Annotated in this window: 16 protein-coding genes; 2 read left to right on the top strand and 14 right to left on the bottom strand. The window is 48.7% G+C overall.

Annotation, left to right across the window (positions count from 1 at the left end; genetic code table 11):
- Positions 1-122: 122 nt before the first annotated feature.
- Positions 123-7883 (bottom strand): carboxypeptidase-like regulatory domain-containing protein, encoded by a 7761-nt coding sequence (locus D6M16_RS15820; RefSeq protein WP_120512786.1) that lies wholly within the window; start codon positions 7881-7883, stop codon positions 123-125.
- Positions 7884-8368: 485 nt separating this feature from the next.
- Entirely contained in the window at positions 8369-9751 is a 1383-nt protein-coding gene (locus tag D6M16_RS15815) for an MATE family efflux transporter (protein WP_120512785.1), read from the bottom strand.
- 95 nt (positions 9752-9846) lie between these two features.
- On the opposite strand from D6M16_RS15815, the gene D6M16_RS15810 reads away from it, so the two are divergent.
- Together D6M16_RS15810 and D6M16_RS15805 are read left to right on the top strand one after the other, a co-directional pair.
- Positions 9847-10725, top strand: a complete 879-nt coding sequence (locus tag D6M16_RS15810; RefSeq protein ID WP_120512784.1) for an AraC family transcriptional regulator — start codon at positions 9847-9849, stop codon at positions 10723-10725.
- A 10-nt stretch (positions 10726-10735) separates the two neighbouring features.
- Complete coding sequence (locus tag D6M16_RS15805) at positions 10736-10954, top strand: DUF6500 family protein (protein ID WP_046222439.1); 219 nt, start codon at positions 10736-10738, stop codon at positions 10952-10954.
- 216 nt (positions 10955-11170) lie between these two features.
- Here the strand turns inward: D6M16_RS15805 and D6M16_RS15800 are convergent, their stop codons facing one another.
- From D6M16_RS15800 to otnK, 12 genes are all read right to left on the bottom strand, one after another.
- Positions 11171-12022: a universal stress protein gene (locus D6M16_RS15800; protein ID WP_120512783.1), complete on the bottom strand. Its 852-nt coding sequence runs from the start codon at positions 12020-12022 to the stop codon at positions 11171-11173.
- Between the two features lie 13 nt (positions 12023-12035).
- The gene (locus tag D6M16_RS15795) at positions 12036-14009 is read right to left on the bottom strand and encodes a tripartite tricarboxylate transporter permease (RefSeq protein ID WP_120512782.1); all 1974 of its coding nucleotides are present in this window, start codon (positions 14007-14009) and stop codon (positions 12036-12038) included.
- Between the two features lie 130 nt (positions 14010-14139).
- The gene (locus D6M16_RS15790; RefSeq protein ID WP_120512781.1) at positions 14140-15255 is read right to left on the bottom strand and encodes a Bug family tripartite tricarboxylate transporter substrate binding protein; all 1116 of its coding nucleotides are present in this window, start codon (positions 15253-15255) and stop codon (positions 14140-14142) included.
- Between the two features lie 175 nt (positions 15256-15430).
- On the bottom strand, positions 15431-16498 hold the full coding sequence (locus tag D6M16_RS15785) for a 4-oxalomesaconate tautomerase (protein ID WP_120512780.1): 1068 nt from the start codon (positions 16496-16498) through the stop codon (positions 15431-15433).
- Between the two features lie 117 nt (positions 16499-16615).
- The gene (locus D6M16_RS15780) at positions 16616-17680 is read right to left on the bottom strand and encodes an ABC transporter substrate-binding protein (RefSeq protein ID WP_052730078.1); all 1065 of its coding nucleotides are present in this window, start codon (positions 17678-17680) and stop codon (positions 16616-16618) included.
- Positions 17677-19110: a sensor histidine kinase gene (locus tag D6M16_RS15775; RefSeq protein ID WP_120512779.1), complete on the bottom strand. Its 1434-nt coding sequence runs from the start codon at positions 19108-19110 to the stop codon at positions 17677-17679. The genes D6M16_RS15780 and D6M16_RS15775 overlap by 4 nt, the downstream gene beginning before the upstream one ends.
- On the bottom strand, positions 19107-19775 hold the full coding sequence (locus tag D6M16_RS15770; protein ID WP_046222465.1) for a response regulator transcription factor: 669 nt from the start codon (positions 19773-19775) through the stop codon (positions 19107-19109). Before D6M16_RS15770 ends, D6M16_RS15775 begins: the two co-directional genes overlap by 4 nt.
- Before the next feature lie 400 nt (positions 19776-20175).
- Positions 20176-21672 carry a GntP family permease gene (locus D6M16_RS15765; RefSeq protein ID WP_120512778.1) on the bottom strand — a complete coding sequence of 499 codons (1497 nt, stop codon included), beginning with the start codon at positions 21670-21672 and terminating at the stop codon, positions 20176-20178.
- Positions 21672-22637 carry a D-erythronate dehydrogenase gene (gene denD, locus D6M16_RS15760; RefSeq protein ID WP_120512777.1) on the bottom strand — a complete coding sequence of 322 codons (966 nt, stop codon included), beginning with the start codon at positions 22635-22637 and terminating at the stop codon, positions 21672-21674. Before denD ends, D6M16_RS15765 begins: the two co-directional genes overlap by 1 nt.
- Positions 22638-22738: 101 nt before the next feature.
- Entirely contained in the window at positions 22739-23515 is a 777-nt protein-coding gene (otnI, locus tag D6M16_RS15755) for a 2-oxo-tetronate isomerase (protein WP_120512776.1), read from the bottom strand.
- Positions 23515-24147 carry a 3-oxo-tetronate 4-phosphate decarboxylase gene (gene otnC / locus D6M16_RS15750; RefSeq protein ID WP_046222448.1) on the bottom strand — a complete coding sequence of 211 codons (633 nt, stop codon included), beginning with the start codon at positions 24145-24147 and terminating at the stop codon, positions 23515-23517. The genes otnI and otnC overlap by 1 nt, the downstream gene beginning before the upstream one ends.
- Positions 24140-25399 (bottom strand): 3-oxo-tetronate kinase, encoded by a 1260-nt coding sequence (otnK, locus tag D6M16_RS15745; protein WP_120512775.1) that lies wholly within the window; start codon positions 25397-25399, stop codon positions 24140-24142. Before otnK ends, otnC begins: the two co-directional genes overlap by 8 nt.

Raw genomic sequence — 25399 nt, 5'->3', positions numbered from 1 at the left:
TCAATGGGTGAAGATCACTGATGAGGCCCGGGAACGGCAAAAACATCTTGTGACGTTTAGTAAGATTCGGTATGTGAGATAAAAAATCACCGCCGGATGGCGGTGATTTTCATCAACAGTCATTAATTTATTATTTCAATTTCAATCGTTGCATCTGGACCAGTATTTCCATACGAATCTTCATATCCCCCAATGCCTATATTGTATTTACCTGTGTTTGGTTTAGCCTGAAGTGTCACTATTGCCTCAGTATTACTAGGGTTCCAGCTTTTACCTGACCATGAAAACCCTGTAAAAATATAGTCAACCGAGTATGGAATAGGTCGATTAAAAACAATTCTCACAGAAATTTCATTACCAACTTTAACTGTATTACCCGAACTAGATTCAACACTTTTAACCAATGGAGAACCAACCACTGTTAAATTCGTGATACTAGATTTACCAGGCATTTGATCATCTTCAGCAACATAACTACCATTTTGCAATTGAATAGTTATGTCAGCATCTACACCTGAAGGTGAAATATAATCAACTTTCCATGTGTTATATGACGAATAACGAACATTATCAAAATAGCCACCATCGCCTCCTGCTGATGAAGTCGCAATAAAGTCGTCAACAGACAAGTCAGTAATCTCTTCAGAGAACTTTATTTCCAGAGTCGTTCGCTTAGCCCCACCAATAACCTCATCATTAGCTTTAAAGCTAGTAACCTCAGGCACACTCCATGGCTCCACAACAACATCGGGGGCCGTATAGCTGACTTCATTTCCTGCATAGTCAGTGGCTTTAATCGTCAGATAATGTGTGCCCACGGCTGCTTTAAATTCAAAGGTGTATACACCACTCGCTTCCACCGGCTTGGTGTAATCGGACGGGTTCGTGCCACCGTTCAATGTTGCCACTACCTTGGTACTGTTCAAGTTCGCATCCTGAATGTTGGCCGTTAAGCGAATGGTGTATTTGCCATCCACAGTCGGCATGACAGGGGCTTGCATTGCCTGAACATTCAGAATACTCGGGCTTGCCATATCGATAATCAGTGGCGAGATGGTCACCGGAGAGCTTTCCCCCTTCAGGGTATAGCTTGGCAGTGAACGGCCCAGATTATCCAGAATCGCCAGCTTAAGGTGATACGGACCTTGCATGCTTTCCGTCAGAGTTGCAATCTCAGTCGCTGTTGTCAGACCGTTGAATTCTCCAGTCAGCGTAATTGGGCTCAGACCCGCAGCCTGTGGTTCCAGTGTGACCACATAGCCTTTCACTTCTGCACGTGAATTCGGATCCGTCACTGTGCTGATATTGAACGTCTGTGTATTGTTCGCCAGCACAATATTCGAATCTTTCTTCTGCGCACCCAGCAGTTCCAGAGTTGCCTGTGGCTTCAGGATATTGACGGTGAATTCTTTCGTATCATCCATGCCAACATTATCTTCCGCTTCAATATAAACCCTGAAACTATTCTTATTTCCAAGTTTTGCAGACTCAAACATCAGTTGATGGATAGCATCATCTGCAGAAGATTTCTCAATGACAAAAGTGTCACCCAAGTCTTTCACGTGATATTTAACGCGATTCAGACCACTGGCTTCATCTGAAATATCGAAGTTCATCAGCACATTGCCATCCGTATCAGAACCAATACTGTATACATCAGAAATTACTGGCGGAGTCTGATCAATACCTAAGCTGATTGCCTTCAGTGTCGTCGAATTACCCCACTTATCGGAAACTTTTACAACTACATCGACATTGTCATCCGTATGGTCTGGTGCCACTTCTCCACGGAAACTCACACACATCAAATCAGGTTCATCCAAGCAAGGCTTCGCTCCGCCATCAAAATTTTCATCCGCGTGGGAAGTTAATTTGAAATGATTTGAGCCTAAGAAAACTTCAATGTTATCAAGCGTTGCTTCTTGACCAATACCAATCTTCAATGCAAAGTTGACTGTTTTCGAATTAATGTAGTCTCCTTCTTTAATTCCAATCACTTCAACAGTTGGTTTTACATTTGGTACTTGAAGCTGAATCGTTGAATCAGTATCTAGTACAATGTTTCCGGCTTTATCTTTCAGACCCGAAACTTTCACAAAGTGTTCAACATCATTACTACGAATGAGATCGTTGTAATTTCCTGTAAAAGCATAGGTAATCGTTTTATTACCATTGCTTGGCTGAATATTTGTAGGTTCGTATTCCGTGAGGCCTTTTAGTAACTTCACTGAAGCGTTGTTATCCATACCTGATAGTACATCATCTACAATCACACGTACCGTTAGTTTCTTCACGCCTCCAACCGTATCTACATCACCCTGCATCAATTTGAAGTTATCTTTATTCGCGATCACAGGTGCATCGATATCGACCATGTTGAACGAGAAAATCTGGTCAACTTCAGCACCATTGCTTGCGGTTGTTCGGGTGATCAGCACCGGGTTATTCGCCATATTACGGTCAATGTTGTCGAACTGACACACAGGCGAGGCCGTGTTGGTGTACACCTTGTAGTAGCCCGACGTATCGTTGTCTGGCGCGCCGTCACCGATGTAATCTTCGCGCAGCCAACATTCGAGTTTATTCAGGACGGCACCTTCTGCATTCTGAATGCCAAATTCAGCACGCAGACTCTGACCGAAGGTGAATGTTCCAAAGTTCGCCGGGTTAAGCACCGTCAGGCTGTAGCCTTCACGCTGAACGGTCAGCGGACGTACTACGGTTGTTTTCTGACGCGGGCTTCCTTGGTTGACCTTGGTTTTGTTATAGACATCGACAACCAGGTTGTATTTACCGTCGTTGGCAATCTGGGTATTCAATGTTGCTTTACGTTGTGTTTCGTTGCCCGGTACCGGACTAAAGACAATGGTTTCGCCCTGTTCAGTGCCGACACGGAACAGGGTTGCTTCCACCTTATCAATGCCACTTTCCGGATCGACCGCATTCAGATAGAGATCGACGGTTCCTACTTCAGTGATCGTCTGGGCCGGACTAATTTCAAGGTTATTACTCTGATAACGCGCCGTCAGTGAGGCATCAGGTGGTGTAGTATCGACCTGAATAGCAAAGGTCGCGTTATCCTGCAGATTGCCACGAATATCCTCAGCATTGATTTTCAGGGTGAAATTCTGCTGCATGTTGGTTTCAATTTCGCTCGGATTACTAGGCTGTGCACCCGCCACGCCAGGTGGTGGCGTGCTGCCTGTATATGTCCAGTAGACCACAGAACCCGGCTTGATCGGATTTGTGCCCTCATCCTGAACTGAGATACTGAACACATAACCCGGCTCGACAAAATCATTCGCTTCATCAAAGTTATTTAACGTGATTGTCGGGCCTTGATTATCAAAAAATGCAGAAACGGCATTCGAACGGCCTTCAAACCCATTGATATCTGTCGCTTTCACAAACAGTTTGATTTGACGACTCGCCGCATAGTTAATTAGATCTGTGTTAGCTTTTTGCAGATCAATATTAATATTGGTCAGCCCTTCCGGTTTAAACGGCTCAACCAATTTGATGTCTCCATCGCTCAGTTCCTGCCACAGACTGATATTTTCCACGCCAGAATCATCGGTAATGCTGGCAATATTCGCGTTAAATTTAGTCCCCATAATACTGCCTGACAGATCAGGGGCAGTGCCGTCTTTAAGGGTTGGAGTAGAAATACTCGGCCCCATCTTGTCGACTTTAAATTTAAACTCACCAGTACCGTCATTCGGTGGATATGCTGTGTCCTGAGCCGTGATGTATAAGGTATAGAGTTTGCCATGCTCCAGGTTATTCGCCACTAACTGCAGTTTCGAATTAGCTTTTTCACCAAGAACAAATGCCGGGACTGTAGAACAATCAGCGCCACAGGGCTCCAGGTCGATGAGCCCTGTACCTGTCAGTAATTGCATTTTGATATCACCAAGCGCACTGACATTGCCCAGCCCGTTATCGATGACAGACAAGGGCGACCACTGACTGTTACCGCCCAGTAACGCTGTATCGGCGTCCAGAATTTTCGGCTCCTCGTAGTCAACATTGACACGAAAACGCCCGACATTCGGATCCGTAGCCGGCACGAAGTTACCCAGTTTATCGGCACCTTCTGTAATCAAGGTCCAGGAGCCTGCATCCAAATGGACCGGGACAGGTGTCGCCAGATCATCCGCACAAACAGTATCCAGACACAGATACATAGTCACAGTTCTGCCTTCTGACCCGGTTTCTTCTGGAGTGACCACACGCTCTTTCGTGCCACTTCTGAAAATAAAGCGACGTCTGGCAGGGTCTTCACCAACCCGCTCATCGACATCAAATTTAAGAATTTGTTTAAAATTCGTATTGATATAAGTGTCGTCTGGTAAGCCGTCAGCTTTAAAAGGCGGAATAAAGCTATATTTAGGCGGATCATTATCAACGATAAAAATCGTCGCGTATTTCGCTGCGCCATTGTAACCATAGCTATTCTTTTCGCGATCACTGGCACTCAGTAACAGATCGAGACGGGCAATACCCGGGTAATCATTAATGGTATCCAGGCCAAACTGATGTTTTTCCGCGTAAGTGTCATTGTCAATTTTATTCGCCGTTATCCCGGTAGGTGTCGCGGCATCTGTGCTGATATCTGTTCCCCAAAGCAACTCAATTTTGGTTGGCTGAGTCGTCTTCTCGAGACCGGAAGGATCCGAGACCGTCATAATCGTGCTCAGATCACCACTGACATACCACTTTTGCTGCTCTTTCAGGGCATTACTGGCCAGTGGATCCAAGCTGACTGCAGGCGGAGTCTGATCAACAGACACTGGGTCAGAGCTGAAAATTTGCTGCCCCTGTAAACTCGGATTCGCTTTCGAAAAACGGTTGGCATAATAAAGTGCAACTTTATCTTCTACCTGACCTGAATATTCACTCCCTTCACCGGTAAGAAACGCATAAAACTCCTCACCCAATTTTTCACGGTAATAGCTTTCGTTCAGCGGTTCACTTTCAAAGAATAACTGAACGCCTGCGGCGCCCTTACCGTCCGGCTTTCCATCTGCGACGATGTCAGAATAATAAAGCTTCGCCAGATTTGTGCTGTTCTGAACGGCACTGCTCCTGGAAATTCCACTCATGGCTTCCAGCAGGAAACGGTAGAGATATTTGTTCGACGGCGGATTCGGGATGGTCATATTCAGATCATCTTCATTCGCGTAATACGTGGAAACCGGGTTGAATCCAAAGAACTGGTTCGCCTGCTCGCCAAACATACTGTCGACATCGTGCAGAATCCCTTGTGCAGTTCCTTGGGATTTATCCGATTTATTGAACAAATAATCAAAAAAGCCTGACTGGAACACGGATAACTCTGTCACCACCAGTTCACGGTTACCGTATGCGCCACCAACAATACCATAGCTGCGCAAACCGTAATCTGCATTCAGATTTACGGGAGTGCGTGACTTTTGACTCCACTTATAGAAATCGGCTTCGCCTGTCACAGTGACACGGTGTATTTCTCCGGCGAACTGGCTGTTTAACTGGCAGCTCGCAGAATCAATTAACGTGCCCCCGCCTGCTTTCGACTGGTCTGCCAGCATTGTGCAGGAGCCCACTGAGCCCCACTGCCCGGATCCCTGCAGACGCTCGACGTTTGCTTTTGCACCGATATACGGCGAGGTCACTTTAATGGTTGGCAGGTTAAACGTTGATTTAAACTGGAACTTATACGGGACAGATGTATTACCAGAGCCATCCACTGTCACAATCGTGATGGTTTGTGCATAGTCTTCACTGACTCGGGTAAAGTCAGCACCGAAGATTTCCCGTACGAATGGTATAAAATAGCGCACCTGGCTGATACGACCTTCCGAATCCGGTGCCGGATAGACTTCATGCGGTATCTTTGCTCCACCCAGCTCCGTACTTTTCACGACATTTCTGATCGTTGCCTGTGACCCGATTTGCCCGGCTTCGTATGTCACAATCACCTGCAGGTGTTCTGCAGATGAACTGGTCTGTTCTGAACTTCCCGTACTGTCGGAGACAGTGACCGTTAAATATGGCACCTGGTTTTGATCCAGCACAAGCGGCGTAAAATCAGCAAAGTCGACTTCCGGGTGATTACTTTGCAACCCATGCAAAGCATACGCATAGTCCATATTCAGATACTGTTTCCCGTAGAGATCCTGAAAATACTCCTGAGTCAGGTTGTCCTGATATTCTCCGGTATCTGAGTCCAAAAACTTCAACGCCACTTCAGGGAAAGCGACATTCTGAGTGGGTGAAGTCGTATCAGAGAAAACTTCGTGCTGAAATTCATTGCTATTGCCGCTGGCATCTGTCGCTTTGATAAAGAAAAGCGTCTGACCGCCAATAAACAGCGCTTTATCAAATGCTTTTGAAAATGAACATAGTTCTTCCTGCGTATCAGGATCCAACTGCATCGTACAGGTCAGTACTTCAGGCGTACCGGCATTAATAGCAATTGTTGCGCTGGCAATCTGTGTTGTTGCATCTTTAATGGTTCCCGTCAGGGTATAAAGCTGCTGATTAAGTGGGTTAAACGAATGTGGTGAGGTGACATTGATGACTGGTGCTACGTTATCCCAGGTGAAAGGTACATAACGCTCATTATTCGCATTTCCCAGTACATCCGCCACTTTCAGTACCAGACGCGCTTCAACTGGTTCAGCGGAAAGCTTATCCAGTTCAAACGTTTTTATTTTAGTGACGACTAATGTCTCACGGACGCCACTTTCAAACGCTTCAGACTCCACATTGCACAGAGAAGAAATGCTGTTACAGCTTTCCAGGTCGCCCCAGCCATTTTCTGCCGTTTTCGCCTGTAAATAAACTTCTGCATATTCAACACCAATGAAATCAGTGACTTTCGCTGATACTAAACCACTACCAGACAATATTTCATTGCCGAAACGTGTAACCTCTGGCGCATCATCATCAATTGAGACAGGCGCGCGAGGAGCATAGATGCCGCCTGATGCATTATTCAGGCGGTTCACTAACGGCGTGTAATCACTGGAGGGAGTAGACGAAACATTGATCTCAGGGTTGTTCACGACCCTAAGTAAGTGCTGGGCTAATGTGTTGGTATAATATTCGACAGTGAGCTTTTGTAATCCAAAAGATAACGCTACTGGCAGTGCAGAAACTTCATCCAGTGACCAGCCATCCAATTGTCCGGTCGCTTGTATATCGCGATATTGTAAATCTGCCAGATTATAAGAGCTGTAGATAACCTTTTCTTTGTCACTGCCCCCTGACTTTTCCAGCAGTTCAAAAGCTGCAGAAGAATAGGCTAACAAGAAAGCACCATACTGGTGTCCCTGAGTAGCAACTGCGCTATAGTTTCCGATGGAAATATCCAGAGGTTCTACAGCAAACACATCAAATCCATACTGACTGTTCACCGATGCATTTGCTGAGTCAATTGCAGCCGCAGTCTGTTGACCTAAACGCTGAATATTGTATTCAGCCAGACCCGCGGCAATATTGGTCAGCGGTGTCAGCATAACATTGCGACTTTGCCCTTCAACAAAATTCACGTAAGCGCGAAACTTTAACGGCCCGCGGTCATTCACAGTGACGACATTCTTGGAATGGGGATCTAAGTAACCGCCTCCACTTGCCTCGATATAAAGAGGTGTAGAGCCAGCTGTTAAGCTAATTGAAAATCGACCATCAGGATTTGTATTAGTAGCTGCTAATAAACGCCCCAGTTTTCCATTGTTATATTCATAAACGCTTACTTTTGCATTCGAAACTGCAGCATCAAATACTACGCCGCTGAGAATACCTTGCTGGCGGTCTTTAGGATACTCAGGATAGGTTTCTTCACTGCCACAAGCCGACAGGAGTACAAAAAGCAACAATAAAACAATTTGTCTGAACACGTTAGCCACACTGAATAATTGGTCAATAGCGCATTATTATAAGCAGTACAAGACTCAAAACAATCCAGTAAAAACAACAAGTTATGAAATCATAATGACAGCCTTAACTGTCAGAATGACAGGCAGATAAGTAATTAAATCAGGCGGATTTCATGTGATTACGCCAAAAATGACACTTACAGATGCACATAAGCCCAATAAAATGTCTTATTAATGGCTATATTTGTGAGCTGTTCACCAAGCTTGTACAGCGAGAACTAATTTAGTGCAATATACTGATGGTAAATTCACCATATCTGACATTCTATACACACTACCTGTGCCATTGGCAGGCGGTGTTATGGAAAAATACCACGCTTACTTTGGTTAGCCGATCAATTAAGTTAACTCTTCCGAAGCTAAGCAGGAATAAAACAACCAGCGTATCTGTTTGAATAAAATAATGAATAATTCCTTTGATAATAAATATTCATATTTACCTAATCCTATCTGGCAATATCCGGCTCACGAACCAAATTATTGATCCACTTTTTCGACTGAATACGCTGTGTGGTCAGCCCTATCTTGACCACTTCTTCCAGCAAAATGACCGCCAGTACCCAGTCCAGCGACCAGACCAGAACCAGACCTGTGTAATAAGCCAGCGGAATACCTATCGCCCACTGTGCAAACAGATCGATAAAGATGCTGTAATTGATGTCGCCACCGCTGCGCATCACGCCGCCTATCCCCACCATGTTAAAGACTTTCAGCACCATGCCAAATGCCATCACCAGTGTCACATTCACGGCCAGATCTTTCTGTTCTACCGGGCTAAGTCCTATCAGGAGTACAATCACTGGCTGCGCCAGCCAGCAGGCTATGGCCAGCAATAACGCACAACTACAACTGATGATCACATACCACCAGGCGGTACCTTCCACCCTTTGGTAATTATCTGCGCCTATGTCATTACCTAAAATGATTGACGCGGCCACCGCAAAGCCCAGAAATGCTGAGATGAGCACGCTTTCAACCGGTGACAGCAAAGAGATAATCGCCAGCTCACTGACCCCTAACTGACCCACCAGCACGTTATAGACAAGCAGCCCGCCTGCCCAGCCGGTGTCGTGAACAAACATCGGCATCGCGACTTTGAAATAGCGTCGTAAATGATGGCGTTTAACCGCGTCAATCCAGTGAAAACGTTCAGGCAGCAAATGCGGATAGCGACGAGCCACCACCCAGAAAAGCAGCGCGGTTTGCACCAATCTGGAGATGATTGTGCCAATACCTGCGCCCAGCACACCCAGTTCAGGCAATCCCCACAGACCGAAAATCAGCAAGGCATTCAATAACGCATTGATGACTATCGCAAAGATACTGATGGTGGTGGGCAGTCTCGCATCCCCTATCGAGCGCAACGCCGATTCCAGTGGCACAACCATTGCCGTAAAGATAATACTCGGCCCGGTGATCCACAGATAATCCGTTGCCAGCTGCACATAATGCGGCTCGGACGCGACCAGTGCCACCAAAGGCTCAGGGATTAGCAGATACAGCAGAACAAATGGCAGAACCACCAGCCCGGACAGCATCCATGACTGGGCCAGCGTACGACGAACCCCTTCCATATTGCCGGCACCAAAGTATTGCGAGGCTAGTACATTGACCGCACCACTGGCGCCGACCACCATGATCAGATTAAAGAAGAAGATCCGGTTGCCCACACCAACGGCCGCTGTTGCCTGCTCGCCCAGCTGGCTGACCATGAAAATGTCTACGACCCCCAGTAATGAAAACAGCATCGCCTGCAGCGAGACAGGCAAACCAATTACCAGCAATTTCTGCCAAAACGCGCGATCGATATACTGAGCTGAAAGCAACATCACAATTCTCCCCCGGTGATTATGCGCACAGTGTAAATCTCTGACTGAATCCCGTATTCTTTCAATTCATCCAAAACCTTTGCCAGACTATCAAGATGAACGACAAGCAAGAGCGGTTTCTGATCTCGGAGAAAACGCAGCAAGAGTTCCTGGACCAGACCAAAGTGCTGCTTCTGGAAGAACATGGTCTGGTGCAATGCGGGATAGCACACTGCCGTGAGCAGTTTTCCGTGTTCAGGAAACATCCTCAAAGACACATGCTGATGTACACAGTTGGGGGCAAGGGATGGCTGGAAAGCGAAGGACGCCGTTGGCTGCTGGAGCCGGGGTCGATGATCATTGTGCCTGCGGGCACTGAGAACGGGTTTGGTATTGAAGAGGATGGCTGGCAAATAGCCTGGCTGTTTCTGGATACCACCCAAGATTGGTCGGCTTTGGTTACTGACGACATCGGTTACCTTCTGACACCAACGGCCGAAGTCATGTATGCCTGTATTCAGACACTGCTCAGAAGCTTATCTCTTCAGATTGATTTAAGTGGTGCCGTTATCGCACACAGCGTACAGCAGATTGACTTGCTGCTCCGCACACCGGACATCACAAGCCAGCCGCGTCATCAGGTTCGGTTAAAAAGGGTCTTTGACCGCGTCCAGCGCCAGTTGCATAAAGAGTGGGATGTTCAGCAGCTGGCTGCGCTCTACCCCTGTTCCGAACCGCATTTGCATCGCTTGTGCCAGCAGTACTTGGGGCGCAGTCCCATTGCCCATTTAACCCGGATGCGGATGGAATACGCGGCCCGGCTGCTGCTATCGTCTGAATGGTCTGTGCAACAGGTAGGGGAGATTGTCGGTTACCCGCTGCCGGCCAATTTCAGCACCCGCTTCAAGGCCTGGTCTGGCATGACACCGAGGCAATTTCGCCGGCAGCCCTCTTGGGCCGATAAATTAATGAGCATCAGAAATAACCCTGTTTAAGGACAATCCAATGCGTGAATCACTGCGACAAAAAATCATTCAGGTCTGTCACAAAAAAATTGATCAGAAGGGCGACAACGTCGGTGTGTCTTTTTATGCCTTCTTCGCCAATAAAAACGATGACCCTGAGCTGTTGATGGAAGCTGCAACCTGGTGGATTCAAACCCATCAACTGGATCACTTTGAAAAAGCCAGGAAGATCATAGACATGGTTGAGGCTGGCAGATAACCATTTAAACAGCTTTCATGTCGCGGATACCGCCCTGGACGGTGATTGCAGACAACAAAGCTGAGTTGGTATTACACCCGATAAGAGGGGGCTGGTTAGCATTGGCAGCATGGAGATAACTGCCTTGCCTTTTTCCTGGGCGGGCAAATGAATGGCTAACCAGCCATATGAGCAAAGGTAACAAGCGCACCTGGTGTCAAACTGTGTTCAGATCATTTAGCTCATCATCCACAACGGTACGGTGGACTCAAAAAGCAGCTTCTTGGTGACGCCACCAAATACTTTTTGATGCAGCTTCTGATGGGCAAATGCGCCAGACACAATAACATCGGCGCGAATCTCATTGGCGATCTCAAGCAATTGCGTTCCAGTATTACGATTTCTGTGCTCAAACGTTATGCATTCCACTTCAACCTGATGCCGGTTGAGGTAGCAGGCCAAATCAAGCTGTGTGGGTTTTTTCGCGATTGAGCGTTCACTGGTGACAACCACCACCTGCTTTGTCCGTTTTAACAGGGGAAGTGCGCTGCTTACTGCATTTGCCGCGGCTTTGTCTCCATTCCAAGCGATCATCACGGTTTCTGGCGAAAAGTGCGTTTGCGTACGCGGCATGACAATCACTGGTTTACCGCCATCACTGATCGCAGATTCAAAGCTGACGCTTGTCTGCCCATTGAGCGACTTTGGAATGATGATCAGATCAGCCACTTTTCCCCATTCAGCGACAATTTCACCTCGATAACCAAAAATGTCATGCCAGCTGGCGCTCGCCTGTGGCGATGTGGATTCCCCCTCTACGATGTGGGAAGCGCGACACCATTGCTCAAAAACCTGCTTTGCCTGAGACATATCAGAGTGAATGTAATCTCTCACAATCTTATCGATTTGATCATAAAACTTTCTGGACACTAACTGTTTTTCAGTTGGCATTAGCTGCTCCGATCCCATCTGGGCATGAAGCACGTCTAAATGCGCACCAAAATATTGAGCAAGGCTCAGCGCGCCTTGCAACCGCATTTCTCCATTTTCCTGCGAAGCAAAAGGCATAATGATTGTGTTAATTGACATTTTTCACTCCTCATTAGCCTAACGGCCAGGGTAAAGGCACGGTATCTTGCAAAATACCAAGCGGCAAATCCAACAACATGACATGGGTAAGCGCCAACAAAAAGCACGATGCCGCAGCGGTCAGGGTCAGTGATCGTCCAAGACTTAACCCGGCTTTTGACATGAGAAACGCACAGAAAAAGATCGTAATCGAGATGACATAACCCACCAGATAGCTTCCAACAATCAAACCCGCGAGCCAGTAAAGATAGTGCATCATTGACGCTGTGTTGCTGTCGTAGGCATACCCTTGCACGTACTCATTGTCGAAGCATACCGGTGCGTCGTCCGGGCTAGTTAACAATTGAATAATCACCACAGCCGACAGTATCCACATACCACTCGCGACAACGATGGGGAAAATGCCCCCCAGAAAGCTCTGCTGATAACCATCGTAAATCCCGTAGGCAAAAACGAGGTTCACCAAAAGTGCAAAAATTACCTGTGGCCGACGATGACCCGAAGGCGAGGATACGTCTTGTGCTGGCTTCGTTTTAAGAGACTGACGAATCATTAACGCCAGGGATACCAAGGTAATCATGCCAATGATGATGACACCGGGACGGAGTAAAAACGCCACACCGTCAAACTGAATGGCTTGATACAAATACGTTTCCATTCCTGCTGACAGTACAAAGCCAATTAAGAAAGCCGGTCTTGGCCAGTCAAAGCGTTTCATCAACACTCCCAGCACTCCAATACCAAGCAAAGTCACTAGATCCCCTAAGTCACGTGTTGCCTGAAACGCGGCAAAGCAGATCACCATCACCATAAATGGCGCCAGCAAGGCATAGCGAATGGTCGTAAGTTTCGCAACCCATGGCGAGATAAGCATACAGGCCGCGGCGCCAAACACATTCGCTAACGCAAGTGACCAAACGATAGTATAAGTAACATCTAAATCGGTACTGACCATTGCTGGCCCGGGTTCAAGGCCGACCAAGACCATTCCACCGAGAAAGACAGCCATACCACCAGAACCGGGAATCCCAAACAGCAGGGTTGGCACTAGTCCCCCGCCTTCTTTGGCGTTGTTTGATGACTCTGGCGCAATAACGCCCCGCACATCGCCATGCCCAAAGTCGGGCTTATTTTTGGTGGTCTGAACCGCATGCCCATAAGCTATCCAATCGACAACGCTGCCTCCTAATCCTGGCAGTGCTCCTATGATGCAGCCGATCACACTGCACCGCAGCGCAAGCCAGCGATGCGCGATAAAATCTTTAACTCCAGCCATCCAGCCAGCCCCTAACCGGCTCGCATTAGAAATCGGCTTGTTTTGTCTTAATAGATCGATAATTTCAGGCAGTGCAAATATTCCTAAGCCCACCACAACGAGAGGAATACCATCCATCAGATAAAAGTTGTCAAACGCCATGCGATATTCGCCGGTTGCAGGCGCACTTCCTACACTGCCGAGCAACACCCCTAATCCACAAGCGGACAAGCCTTTCACCAGGCTTTTGCCTGCCAACGAGCCGACCATGGTTAGCCCCAGTAACGTCAGCATAAACAATTCGCCTGAGCCAAAAGCCAAAATCACCGGTCTTGCCACTAAAACAAAGCCAGTCAGTACTACGGCACCGAACAAACCGCCAAACAATGAAGAGGTGAAGGCGGCCGAAAGTGCACGCGCAGCTTGCCCTTTTTTCGCCATCGGAAAACCATCCAGTACGGTCGCTTGAGAACCGCTGGAGCCTGGTATCCCCATCAGCACCGAAGTAAAGGTGTCAGAAGTTGGGATCACGGCGACAAGTCCAATCAACATCGCCAGCGCAGAAATCGGGTCCATGCCATATAAAAATGGCAGTAATAAGGACAGCCCAGCTATCCCTCCCAATCCAGGGAAAATGCCAATCGCAAGCCCAAGTAAAACACCCCCCATCATATAACTGATGTGCTGAAGCGTTAGTATGGTATGCAAGGCAGCAAGTAAATCACTAAACATCCTTGAGTCCTTGTGAATCATTGAAACCGGCTCTGGGTTTCAACCCGAAGCCCAGAGAGTCTGTAGAAATGAGAGAAGTAGGTGGCGGGTTTGTTTGCCGAGAACAAGGGCCCGCCACAGACCGGTCGTGTTACAACCTGGTGTTGTATTTATCTTTCAACCAACTGGTCACCCATGCTTTGCTGGTGTCGTCGAGTGACAAAATACTTTCAACCGCAGCATCGGCTTTTACACCAGTTAAAGGCTCGTAGTTTCCCAGAACGTCCTCGGCTCTGGCTTGAAATTCTGGTTGGGTGATAAGTTTGCTCATGGATTCTCGCCACGCCTGTTTGATCTTTTCTGGCGTAGACTTAGGCAAGAAGAAAACTTTTTGTGCGACAAATCCAGCGATAAAGAATGATCGCCAAACCTGAAAGCCCTGAGAGGTTGTCGTGTCACCTTTCGCCATGGCATACACTTCGCCGAAATGCGGCAAATCCGGGAAGTTAGGATCGCGCTGTATGCGGCCTTCATCATCAATCACACCAAAACTGAATAGTGGTATCGCCTTTCCTTCTTCAACCAATGGCGCGACCTTTTTTAAATAGGCCGAACTGGTTTGCGAATCTAAATTCACCTCCCCACGCTCAAACGCGAGACGCCCGGCTCCACGGCCTTTCATCCCAAATACAGCCTGAACGTCAGCACCGAGGAGATCGAAGGCCAGTAATGGCACCAAATCGATCGAAGTCGCCCCCTGGCTCGCGTATTTGAATGATAAGGTATCCAGCTTATCAACAAATTCTTGTGCATTGGCCACCCCTACATCCTTGGACACATAAACCACGCCACCTGTAGGAGATGCCAATACTGGCGACCACTCGTGGTAGTCGTACCTCACTCGGCGATCATTCAACAAATAGGTGTAATGCGTTGAAGCAGAGCTTGCGAGCACATCCAATCCATCATCTTTCGCTTGTCTGGCAAACTGGTTAGCCCCCTTTGTCGACCCTCCGCCAGGTATATTTTTGATCATCACGATCGGCTCGCCCGGAAGCGCCTGAGTGAAATAAGGGCCAAAAAATCGCCCCCAAGTATCGGTACCTCCGCCTTCTTTATATGGCACCGTCACTTGTATACGCTCTCCCTCAAAGCTCACAGACTGAGCATAAACAGGCGACATTAAAGGCATCGTCATCAGTGCAGTGGATACAAGCGGGCAGCTGAGGCATAACTTGGCTTTATTAAAAAAATCGTTCAGTAACATAGGATTTTCCTCAATTCTGTCATGGCAGCATCGAATTCAAATCGCGTGAGAGCGATGTTCACACCCTAAGACGCAAAACTGTCACCAAACTGACACGTCACTTTTTATTAACAAAAGTGTTACAGAGATCGCGTGGTAAGCATGTTTGCGGATGTAACAACGCTGCAAACAGGCTTTATCCGATAAAAACTTCTCCTTTAAAGAGCGGGCGCGCTGTCCTCACGAGTGCAGCTTGCGCAATTATGGGTTCCTCACCCCCTGGTATCAGGGCAATTTTGACTTCGATTTTGCCACTCGGATGCTCAATACAGACTGCACTGTCATTTGTTAGACTCGCCAATTGATGTGCAATGGTGTTATCAATAAGCGCAGCCGCCCCAACGCAAATGGCACCGGTAACGGCATGGCTGGCATGACAATTGTGTGGCACCAGGTAGCGTGAGGTGATAGTTCCGCCCTGTTTGGGCGCGGACAGAATCGCCACTTTTGGGATCACACTGCCTGAGACATCCCCTAGCCCCATGCGCTCTCCGGCAATCAATCGAATGGCTTCAACTTTTTCCAAAAGCGGGCGGTTGTTATCGATGTCTTGCTTACATTCATCGCCATTGATGCCCAGTTCATGCGCGGCAATGTGTACCATGGGAACGGCGGCGTCCACGCAGCTGACCGTGAAGCCGAGAATGGTTTCTGTGGTGTAGCCGGTCGGGAACAACCTGCCCGTTTTTGCTCCGCCAACGTCTAAGAAGTTAAGTAATACGGGTGAAGCCGTTCCCGGCACGCCATCTATTGATGTCGAGCCATCAAAACGCAACGTTCGGTTTGGTGTTTCTGCGGTCACTTCGATGATGGTGTCTGTATTGAGGTTTCTCACGCGTACGGTTGTGCTCGTTTCATCAAGTTGGATCAAGCCTTTTTCTACCGCAAACGCCAACACGCCAGACAGAATGTTTCCGCACGAAGGTTTGGTATCCACGACCTGTTCTTCAACGCCTACCTGGGCAAACAAATAATCGAGATCGACCCCCGATGCCGGTGAGGGCGAGATAATGCCAACTTTGCTGGTTAGTGTCGTGCCGCCACCAATACCGTTAATTTGTTGAACATCGCCGGAACCCATGATTTTGATGAGCATCTGGTCTCGCAACGTCGGCTCGTCGGGCAGATCGCGGGAAAGAAAATAAACACCTTTTGAGGTGCCACCGCGAATCAGCATACAAGGGATAAATTGACTATCAAACATGATGAGAGCTCCTTACCATTTACCCACTTTCACCCTTGAAAGTGGTGGTAAGACGCTACAAAACGAACCTGTCATATCACTGACTTACTGACAGGAAGAGGAAGGAGTTGTTAGGCGTTAGTCGTAATTTTTAAGGGCGTTTTCCCACTCAGTGATCACTATCTCTTTTTTACTCTTATCAGCAAACACCAATAGCCGAACGTCCAGAGGCAGCGGCTTTAACTGATCTGCAAACGCTTCTCTCATATATTGGGCGGACTTCTTTCCCGTCACATCCAAACGGATAGGTGGCATGTTGGTCTGCTCTGCCATCACCCATTGACCCGGTGATGAGAGCAGATAACTGATGAACTGTTTCGCTTGCTCCGTGTTTTGGGTCGTGCGGTTAATGAATGCGGTACGCATAATAACCGGTGTGTAATCTTCCATCGGCACCACCACGATATCGTCGTGTAATTTTAACCAACTGTTGGCATAAGAGCCGACGACTTGGTAGGACATGGCAATTTGACCCAGGCTTACTGCTCGGAGCATACTGCGCGTACTGTCAAAGGTACGAGCATAGTGATAATTAAATAACTCGAGGAATTGACCATAATTACGCGCTTGTTGGCGTTCAAAGGACCACAATAAATAGCCAACTCCCACTTTTCTTATGTCAAACAATCCGATGCGCCCCATCAGTTCATCGCTGTGCTGCCGAATAAAACCGAGTAACTCAGTACGATTGGTGGGTACCTCTTTGTCTTGCATAAACGCTTTATTGAACACCACGACAGCAGGTTCGAAGCTGAATCCAAACAAAGCGTTTCTCCATTGACTCCAGATTGGAAATGGGCTGTTTTCTGATGTCTCTTGAGCAAGGAGTTGATCATGCTCTAGCGCATAACCATCGTTTACCAGACGTAATTGCAAATGCATTACTGAGCTGATCGTAATATCAGGCTGTGGTTCGGCATTGGAGCGAATGTAGCTATCGAGTTCTTCACTGCTCATCCAGCGGTACTGCACATTAATGTCCGGGTTTCGCATCGAAAAATCATCCAAAAGCGGTTTCATTTCCGATAAGTATGCAGCGCCAAATACCCTTAACGTAACAAGAGGGCTGTTGGTTGGTTTCGCATCCACCAGTGTGCTCGCAAAAAGCAAACACACCCCAATGATGCCCTTCAATAGCGTCATTCAGCCTCCTGCCATGTTTTGTAAGGAAATTGAATTTCCACAGTCAGCCCGTTCGGGACGGTGTCTTTAAGCAAAAGCAGAGCCCGACAATGCTCAGCGACATCCGCGGCGATACTCATACCCAGCCCAGTCCCCGATTGTTCACCGCCAGGAAGCCGGTGGAAACGCTCAAACACCAAAGACTTGTCTTTATCTGCGATACCCGGACCAAAATCCCGGATCACGATACTGGCTTTCGAACCTCGCCGTACCACTTCCACCTCTACTGACTTGCCGCCAGGGGAATATTTGATCGCATTCTCGATAAGATTTAACAGCATTTGCTCGACACCAAAAGCATCACCGACAATCGTAAATTGAGCGTCTTGTTGCAAGCTTAATTCAATATCTCGTGCCAATGCTTGTATGGCTAAAGAACGACACACGTTTTCAACCAATGCGTTTATATGAATGGTCTGAGGTTCGATGCTGCGATATCGATGTTTAATGGTGGCTTGATTGAGTAATTGTTCGATAGTGCGTTCAAGCACATCACACGCCTCCAGCACTCGGGCCAAAGCACGTTCCGTTTCGGCGGTCGTTTCCCGACTGTGCAGTAACTCAACTTGTACCCGCATTCCCGCTAATGGGGTTTTCAATTGATGCGCCGCTTCGCTGGTGAAATTTTTCAGATTAGACAGCGTTTCGTCTAACTGCCCCATGAATATGTTGATGCTTTTGACCAGGTGACTGACTTCTTCTGGCACATCCAGATCAATCGGTGTCAGATCTATGTTCGATCGCTTCATCATTTTTTGATTGAGCAATTTTACCGGCTTAAGCACCTGATAAATCAAAAGAACAATGACAATGATGGTGCAAAGAATCACAGCGGTGATCAATTTTAACGCGACGTCTGAAAGTTGGTGCTCCCACTCTGTACGCGCTTCAGCCGTCTGCCCCACCAGCACCAACACTTGTTGCGGACCATTTCGCGTGTAGATCACTCGCCCCACAAGTGCAGCACGTAAGTATTCGCCTCGAAACTTAAGATCAAAATACTCAGGTGACGTTTCCAATTGCATGGTATATGTCTGAATTTTTTGACGTACCGTGTCATTGGCCAGTAATTCTTGATAACCGGTTACATAGGCTTGCTGTTTGGTGGCGATCAGATAAAACACCTTGTCGCGAGGCGCATCAGCGAGTCCGCTAAACGCAGAAAAAGGCATATCAATAGCCAGCTCCCCACCTTCAAGCCGTACTTCTTCTAATAGTTGCAACGCAGAATTGGCCAATGGCCGGTCAAATGTGCTTTGGGCTGTTTCAAACGCAAAACGCTTTACAACCATCAATGCGAGCAGACCGATGACCAAAAGTAAGCCCGCTGAGTACACCAAGAGCTGAGAACGCAGCGACCTGGTCGAAAACCGAAATGGAACGGCAATCATGGTTGTTTCACAGAGAGAACATACCCCAAGCCGCGCAGCGTTTTTATTTCGACACGACTTGCACTGAGCGACTTACGTAACCGACCAACGTACGTTTCAATGGCGTTCTGATTGGGAGGATTATCATAGCCATACAAGTGATCGATGATTTCATCTTTACTTAAAACACGATTAGGATGACTCACAAACACTTCGAGTAGACGATATTCTCGGTTTTTTAAATCAATCTCCTGCCCTTGGATTTGCACACGGGCACTCGCGCTATCAAAGGTGATATCACCAATCTCTATCACGTTTTGATCGTTACCTTGACTACGGCGCACAATAGAACGACAGCGGGCTTCCAGTTCCCCCAAATCAAAAGGCTTTGTTAAGTAGTCATCGGCCCCTAAGTCGAGCAATTCAATCCGATCGAACACTTCATTACGTGCGGTCAATATGAGGATCGGCGTATTACCGTGCTGACGAATTTTTTTCGTGATCGCCTCGCCCGAACGGTTAGGCAAATTGAGATCCAGAATCACGAGATCATACCGTGTGTGTGCTACCAACGAATACGCAACTTGCCCATCATAGGCGGTGTCCACCCCGTGGCCTAAGTCTTTAAAACGCTGCTCGAGGGATTCACTGATCAGTCTGTCATCTTCTACAATCAAAACTCTCATCATACCACCGTCTAACTGCCTGTTTTACTCACGATGAGTGCTTGGAAAGACTATCTGTATCTTGTACATACATTAAATCTGAAGCATTCACAGCCATACTTTGCATTATGAACCCTTCCCAATTTCCACCCCTTATGACTTTATATTACCTGATTAGTGGTGAATCCAAATGCCACACATAACAAGCCATTTACAACATGTGCGAAACATAGATCGCAATCACGATATATGAATGTCTTTTTCTATTTGCCTGCTTTTTATCGGTCATTATTGAATGCAAAGCTGAAGATCTCAAACAGGCGAGCATTGCCAGCTTCGCAGGACAAACAAAAAAGCCCCCGGAACCGGGGGCTGTAATACGCTAAGAGATACGTCAATCCACACCTCATACCATCATGGATTAATTGCTGGCGACGACCTCTGCTGCGGGTTTACTTTGCGACTTTACGAAGTAGATGCAGCCCGCCAGGAACAACAGTGGCATCACCGGGTCGAACACACTGCCCTGGCTGCCGAAGATCAGGTTCAGGATCATCACCAGCGAGCCGCCGATTGACCAGGCGATGGTCGTCGGTACCGTCCAGATCACCAGTTGCTTACGCACTTCGGTCACACCCATCAGACGGTTCACTATGTGGAACAGGCTGTCGTTGAAGTAACCGGCAAACAAACTGCCCATGGTCGCGGCAGATGCGGCAAACAACATATTAATACCTTCCATTTCAGCCAGAACCGGCGCAGAAATAGAGGCTGCCGTAATCATAGACACAGTGCCGCTGCCCTGAATCACACGTACCAGAGTCGCGATGATGAACGGGATCATGATGGGTGAAATAGACAGTGCCGCAATCTGGTTGGCGATTTCAGTACCCGCACCCGATTCACGCAGTACGCTGCCCAGCGCACCACCTGCACCAGTCACCAGCAGGATAATCCCTGAGGTGGAAATCCCTTCTTCCAGCTTACGGGTCGTGGTTTCTTTGTCCAGATACGGTGTCAGGGTATAAACCGCCAGCAGCGTACTGATAGACAAGGCAATCACAGGATGGCCGACAAAGTTGATCACCGCGCCCAGCGCGCTTTCCGACAACCCGTCAAATCCCAACTGTTTTTCCAGCAGGCTTGCCAGCGATTTCACCAGAATCAGCAGAATCGGCACCGCAATCGGCATGATAGATTTCATCAGCGAAGGCAGATTTTTCGTGGCTTTGGATGCCATGTACTCGTCATGCACTTTCTTCAGGTCATCAGATTCCTGCGGCAGAGAAACAGGTGTCGCATATTCCGGGAAGTGCTTTTCTAACCAGCGGGCATACATCACAATGCCGTAGATAGATGGCAGCGCAATCACCAGACCCAGACCCAGCATAGAGGCGATATCAACACCGAAAATACTGGCAACGCCCAGCGGACCAGGTGTCGGCGGAATACAGTGGTGCGCTACAACCAGACCACCAGCCAGGGCAACAGTCAGTGTCAGAATGGAACGGCCAGAGGTTTTAGACAGTGACTTCGCAATCGGATACAGGATGATCAGTGCACTGTCGACGAACACAGGGATACTGACAATATAACCGGTAATCGCCAGTGCCATCTCCTCTTTCTTCTTGCCCAGCCATTTGATGAAGTGATAGGCAATGGACTCACCGGCACCGGAAGTTTCGAGAATGGCACCCATCATGACACCCAGACCAATCACGATACCAATACCGCCCAGCGTACCGCCGAACCCTTTGCTGATCGCCGACATGGTGTCGTCCACACTCAGCCCGCCAATCAAACCGGCAATACAAGCCGCAGCCAGCATCGCGATTAAGACGTGAACACGGGTTCTCAGCACCAGAAAAATCAGTACGAACACCGCAATAATTAAACCTATAACAGAAATGGGTAACATTAGATCGCCTCCTCTTCGCGTACCGGATACTTAGCTAAATACGCCTTAAGTACCGACTGGAAATCCTTATCCGCTTTAAAACCCAACGTCAGTTCCGACGCATTATTGAACCCTTTCGGCCAGCTGCCGACGATACGGGCAATAGCGGCATCCGCCTCGTAGCTCACACGCTCAGCAAACCCTGTACCCACCGTCTCTGTCATGGCCACGATCATCTCTGCAGGCGTCACCTGAATACCAGGCAGATTAAAGGTGCGATAGCCTTTGATGGCGTCAGCCGGTAACTGGCTGGCATGGATAATGTTATCGATCACTGTTTCCGGGCTGGAAATCCACAGTGGCAGCGTTGGCTCAACCGGGCAGTTTGACGTTTCGCCTTTCAGCGGTTCACGGATGATCCCGCTGACAAAAGACGACGCCGCTTTGTTCGGCAAACCCGGGCGAATACAAATAGTCGGCAGGCGCACAGTAATGGCATCGACAAAACCTTTACGGCCGTAGTCGTTAACCAGCAACTCACCGATGGCTTTTTGCGTACCATAAGAAGAGCTAGGTTGAGTCGCCGTCATAGGCTCAATCAGATCCGGCAGCTCGCCACCAAACACCGCCAGTGAACTGGAGAACACAAAGCGGATCGCCGGATTCACCTGACGGCATTTTTCCAGCAATAGCTGGGTGGCCAGCAAATTCACTTTCATACCGAGATCGAAATCTTCTTCGGCATGGCTCGACACAATCGCCGCCAGATGGAAAACATGGGTGGTGTCGGCATCAATCAGCGAATCAATATCTGCCGGGTGAGTAATGTCGCCCACAACCGCACTGACACGGCTGTCGAACTGACTCAGATCCGGGGCGATGCGATCCACTATCTTGATTCGCTCGATGTCGTCATAACGTTGTAGCAGGGTGTCGGTAAGCATGGCTCCTAAAAAGCCTGCCCCGCCTGTAATAATTATTTTCATAGGGGATGTCCTTGCTCTCTTCTATCTTGTCTTAAGTCTGTTGACGAAATTGTCGATGTCGGCTTCCGTTTACAAACAGGTCCGTTTATTCATTGCTCCGTTTACAGATAAGGTGTTACCCAGCTCAGGCCTTCTAGTGTGCCTTGTCGCGGGTTGTACTCACACCCGATCCAGTCCTGATAACCCGACTTGTCCAGCTCGCCGAACAGGAAAGGGTAATTCACTTCACCCTCGTAGGGTTCATTACGGCTTGGCACAGATGCTATCTGCACATGGCCGATGTAATCCGCGACCTCTTTGATCAGAACAGACAGATCGCCGTCCATGATTTGCGCGTGATACACATCGAACTGCAGTTTCACATTCGGTCGGTCGATAGCTTTAATTAGCGCGACAGCGTCACGCTGATGGGCCACAAAATAGCCCGGCACATCACGGCTGTTCAGCGGCTCAATCATCACGCAGATACCGTGTACGGCAAAGCGATCAGCGGCATAGCGCAAATTACGGACAAAGGTTTCTCTGTGTGCTTCAACCGAGAAGTCTGGACTGAGAATACCTGCCATGGCATGCACCTTTTTACAGCTCAGTGCCTGCGCGTAATGAAGGGCAATCTCAACACTTTGCTCAAACTCTTCAATGCGGTCCGGCAGGGCAGCAATGCCACGCTCACCCGCCGCCCAATCGCCCGGCGGCATATTAAAGAGTGCCTGCTCAAGCTGATGCGTTCTGAGCTGTTCTGCCAACAGTTCCGCTTCATATTCATAGGGAAACAAAAATTCAACGGCTTTGAATCCGGCTTTGCTGGCCTGACCGAAGCGGTCTGTAAAAGGCACTTCAGTGAACAGCATGGTGAGGTTGGCTGCAAATCTGGCCATTATTTTCCTCTCCCTTTCAGGTCGCTGACTTCCGCATCGGTCAGATAACGAATGGCTTTGCCATCGAGCATCAGCGCCAGTTTAGCGGTTTCTTCCAGCTCTTCGGCGTTATCAACCGCATCACGCAGATCTGTACCGGTAATGACCGGGCCGTGATTGGCCAGCAGGAATGCACGGTAGTCAGCCGCACGATTGGCCAGTTCCGTTGCAATTTGCGGATCGCCCGGACGCAGATACGGGATCACCGGCAGCTGACCAACCCGCATCACGTAATACGGTGTGAAGGGTTTAATCGCATTGTCAGGATCCAGTCCTTCCAGACACGACAAAGCCGTCAGGTAAGTGGAGTGCAAATGCACAATGGCATTACAATCCGGGCTGTTGCGGTAAATCGCCAGATGGAATGCAATCTCTTTTGAAGGGCGATCTCCCGACAAATGATTACCGTCGATATCCACTACCGACAGACGCTCAGCCACCAATCGTCCGAAGGACGAGCCTGTTGGTGTGGTCAGAAAATTGCCGTCGGGGAGTTTAAGAGACAGATTTCCTGCCCCACCGGTGGCATAGCCCCGCTCAAACATCGAACGGGCAAGCGTCACCATTTCTTCTCTTAACGCTTGTTCAGTCATGGAAAAATCCTTGTGCAGTCGTAAAAAATGATTCGTCACCAAAATTGCCGGATTTCAGTGCCAGCGACAGATCCTGATCGATCGCTGTCACCCAGGGCACCCCCGGAGCGATTTGCGGACCAATGTGAAAACCTTTCACGCCAAGACTCTGGGTCACAACCCCGGACGTTTCACCGCCAGCAACAATGAAGTTACGAACACCCTGTTCACGCAGCCGGTGTGCCAGCTGGCTGAAGAACTGCTCAACGGCCAGACTGGATGCCTGCGCACCGTATTCTGCCTGTATCACTTTCAGCATCTCAGGATTGGCGGTCGCAAACACCATAGGCGCGTATTCACCGTCCAGGTTATCCACTACCCAGTCACACACGGCGTTGCAGTAATTGTCATCGGTCAGGCAGGCCTTCACATCCAAAGCAAAGTGCGGCGCAACACGCTGATACTGGCCAACTTGCTTGTTGGTCATCACGGAACACGACCCCGACAGCACCACGGTTTTACCGGCTTGCGGATGACCAGCTGACAGTGCTTCGGCCTGCCCGGACTGCGCCGTCACCCAGTTTCGGGCGATACCGGCAGCCAGCCCTGAGCCACCTGTCACCAATTTGAGGTTTTTACAGGCTTCGCCAATAGTGACCAGATGCTGATTGTTGAGCGTATCAACCACAGCGTACTGCACGCCCTGAGCACGCAGCTGGTCAAAAGCCGCCACTACCGCGCTTGTGCCTTGATCTATGGTCTGATAATCCACCAGTCCACTCACACCCTGCGCCTGGGCATTCATCAGTCGCATCAGGTTGGCATCCGTCATGGGGGTCACCGGGTGATGACGCATACCGGATTCGCTCAGCAGCTCTCCGTTGACAAACAGGTTGCCGTGACAGACGGTACGGCCATTGACCGGAAGCGATGGACAAATCACAGTAAAAGATTCATTCAGTTCCGCCAGTAAGGCATCGGTAACCGGCCCGATATTGCCGTCGGCTGTACTGTCAAAGGTTGAGCAGTATTTGAAGTAAAACTGCTGACAACCGGCAGCTTGTAACCAGCGTAATGCCGCCACAGAATCGGTGACCGCTTGATCGACAGGGCAGGAGCGGGATTTCAGGCTGATGACCACGGCATCGGCGTCTGCGCTCAGCGCATCAGCAGGCACGCCATTGAGCTGAATGGTCTTCATGCCGTTGGCAACCAGGAAACCTGCGATGTCAGTGGCACCGGTAAAATCGTCAGCAATGACTCCGAGTAACAT

Origin of the sequence: Photobacterium salinisoli (genome assembly GCF_003614885.1) — a bacterium.
In the GTDB taxonomy this organism is placed as follows: Bacteria; Pseudomonadota; Gammaproteobacteria; order Enterobacterales; family Vibrionaceae; genus Photobacterium; species Photobacterium salinisoli.
Note: the sequence above shows the minus strand (reverse complement) of the source record. Positions and strands in the feature narration are given on the sequence as shown.

Excerpts from the sequence above, each read along its gene's own strand:
- D6M16_RS15770 (WP_046222465.1), bottom strand. The coding sequence starts at position 19,775 with ATGAGAGTTTTGATTGTAGAAGATGACAGACTGATCAGTGAATCCCTC.
- denD (WP_120512777.1), bottom strand. The coding sequence starts at position 22,637 with ATGAAAATAATTATTACAGGCGGGGCAGGCTTTTTAGGAGCCATGCTT.
- D6M16_RS15765 (WP_120512778.1), bottom strand. The coding sequence starts at position 21,672 with ATGTTACCCATTTCTGTTATAGGTTTAATTATTGCGGTGTTCGTACTG.
- D6M16_RS15805 (WP_046222439.1), top strand. The coding sequence starts at position 10,736 with ATGCGTGAATCACTGCGACAAAAAATCATTCAGGTCTGTCACAAAAAA.
- D6M16_RS15795 (WP_120512782.1), bottom strand. The coding sequence starts at position 14,009 with ATGTTTAGTGATTTACTTGCTGCCTTGCATACCATACTAACGCTTCAG.
- otnC (WP_046222448.1), bottom strand. The coding sequence starts at position 24,147 with ATGACTGAACAAGCGTTAAGAGAAGAAATGGTGACGCTTGCCCGTTCG.
- otnI (WP_120512776.1), bottom strand. The coding sequence starts at position 23,515 with ATGGCCAGATTTGCAGCCAACCTCACCATGCTGTTCACTGAAGTGCCT.
- D6M16_RS15810 (WP_120512784.1), top strand. The coding sequence starts at position 9,847 with ATGAACGACAAGCAAGAGCGGTTTCTGATCTCGGAGAAAACGCAGCAA.
- D6M16_RS15785 (WP_120512780.1), bottom strand. The coding sequence starts at position 16,498 with ATGTTTGATAGTCAATTTATCCCTTGTATGCTGATTCGCGGTGGCACC.
- D6M16_RS15780 (WP_052730078.1), bottom strand. The coding sequence starts at position 17,680 with ATGACGCTATTGAAGGGCATCATTGGGGTGTGTTTGCTTTTTGCGAGC.
- D6M16_RS15815 (WP_120512785.1), bottom strand. The coding sequence starts at position 9,751 with ATGTTGCTTTCAGCTCAGTATATCGATCGCGCGTTTTGGCAGAAATTG.
- D6M16_RS15800 (WP_120512783.1), bottom strand. The coding sequence starts at position 12,022 with ATGTCAATTAACACAATCATTATGCCTTTTGCTTCGCAGGAAAATGGA.
- D6M16_RS15775 (WP_120512779.1), bottom strand. The coding sequence starts at position 19,110 with ATGATTGCCGTTCCATTTCGGTTTTCGACCAGGTCGCTGCGTTCTCAG.
- D6M16_RS15790 (WP_120512781.1), bottom strand. The coding sequence starts at position 15,255 with ATGTTACTGAACGATTTTTTTAATAAAGCCAAGTTATGCCTCAGCTGC.
- otnK (WP_120512775.1), bottom strand. The coding sequence starts at position 25,399 with ATGTTACTCGGAGTCATTGCTGACGATTTTACCGGTGCCACTGACATC.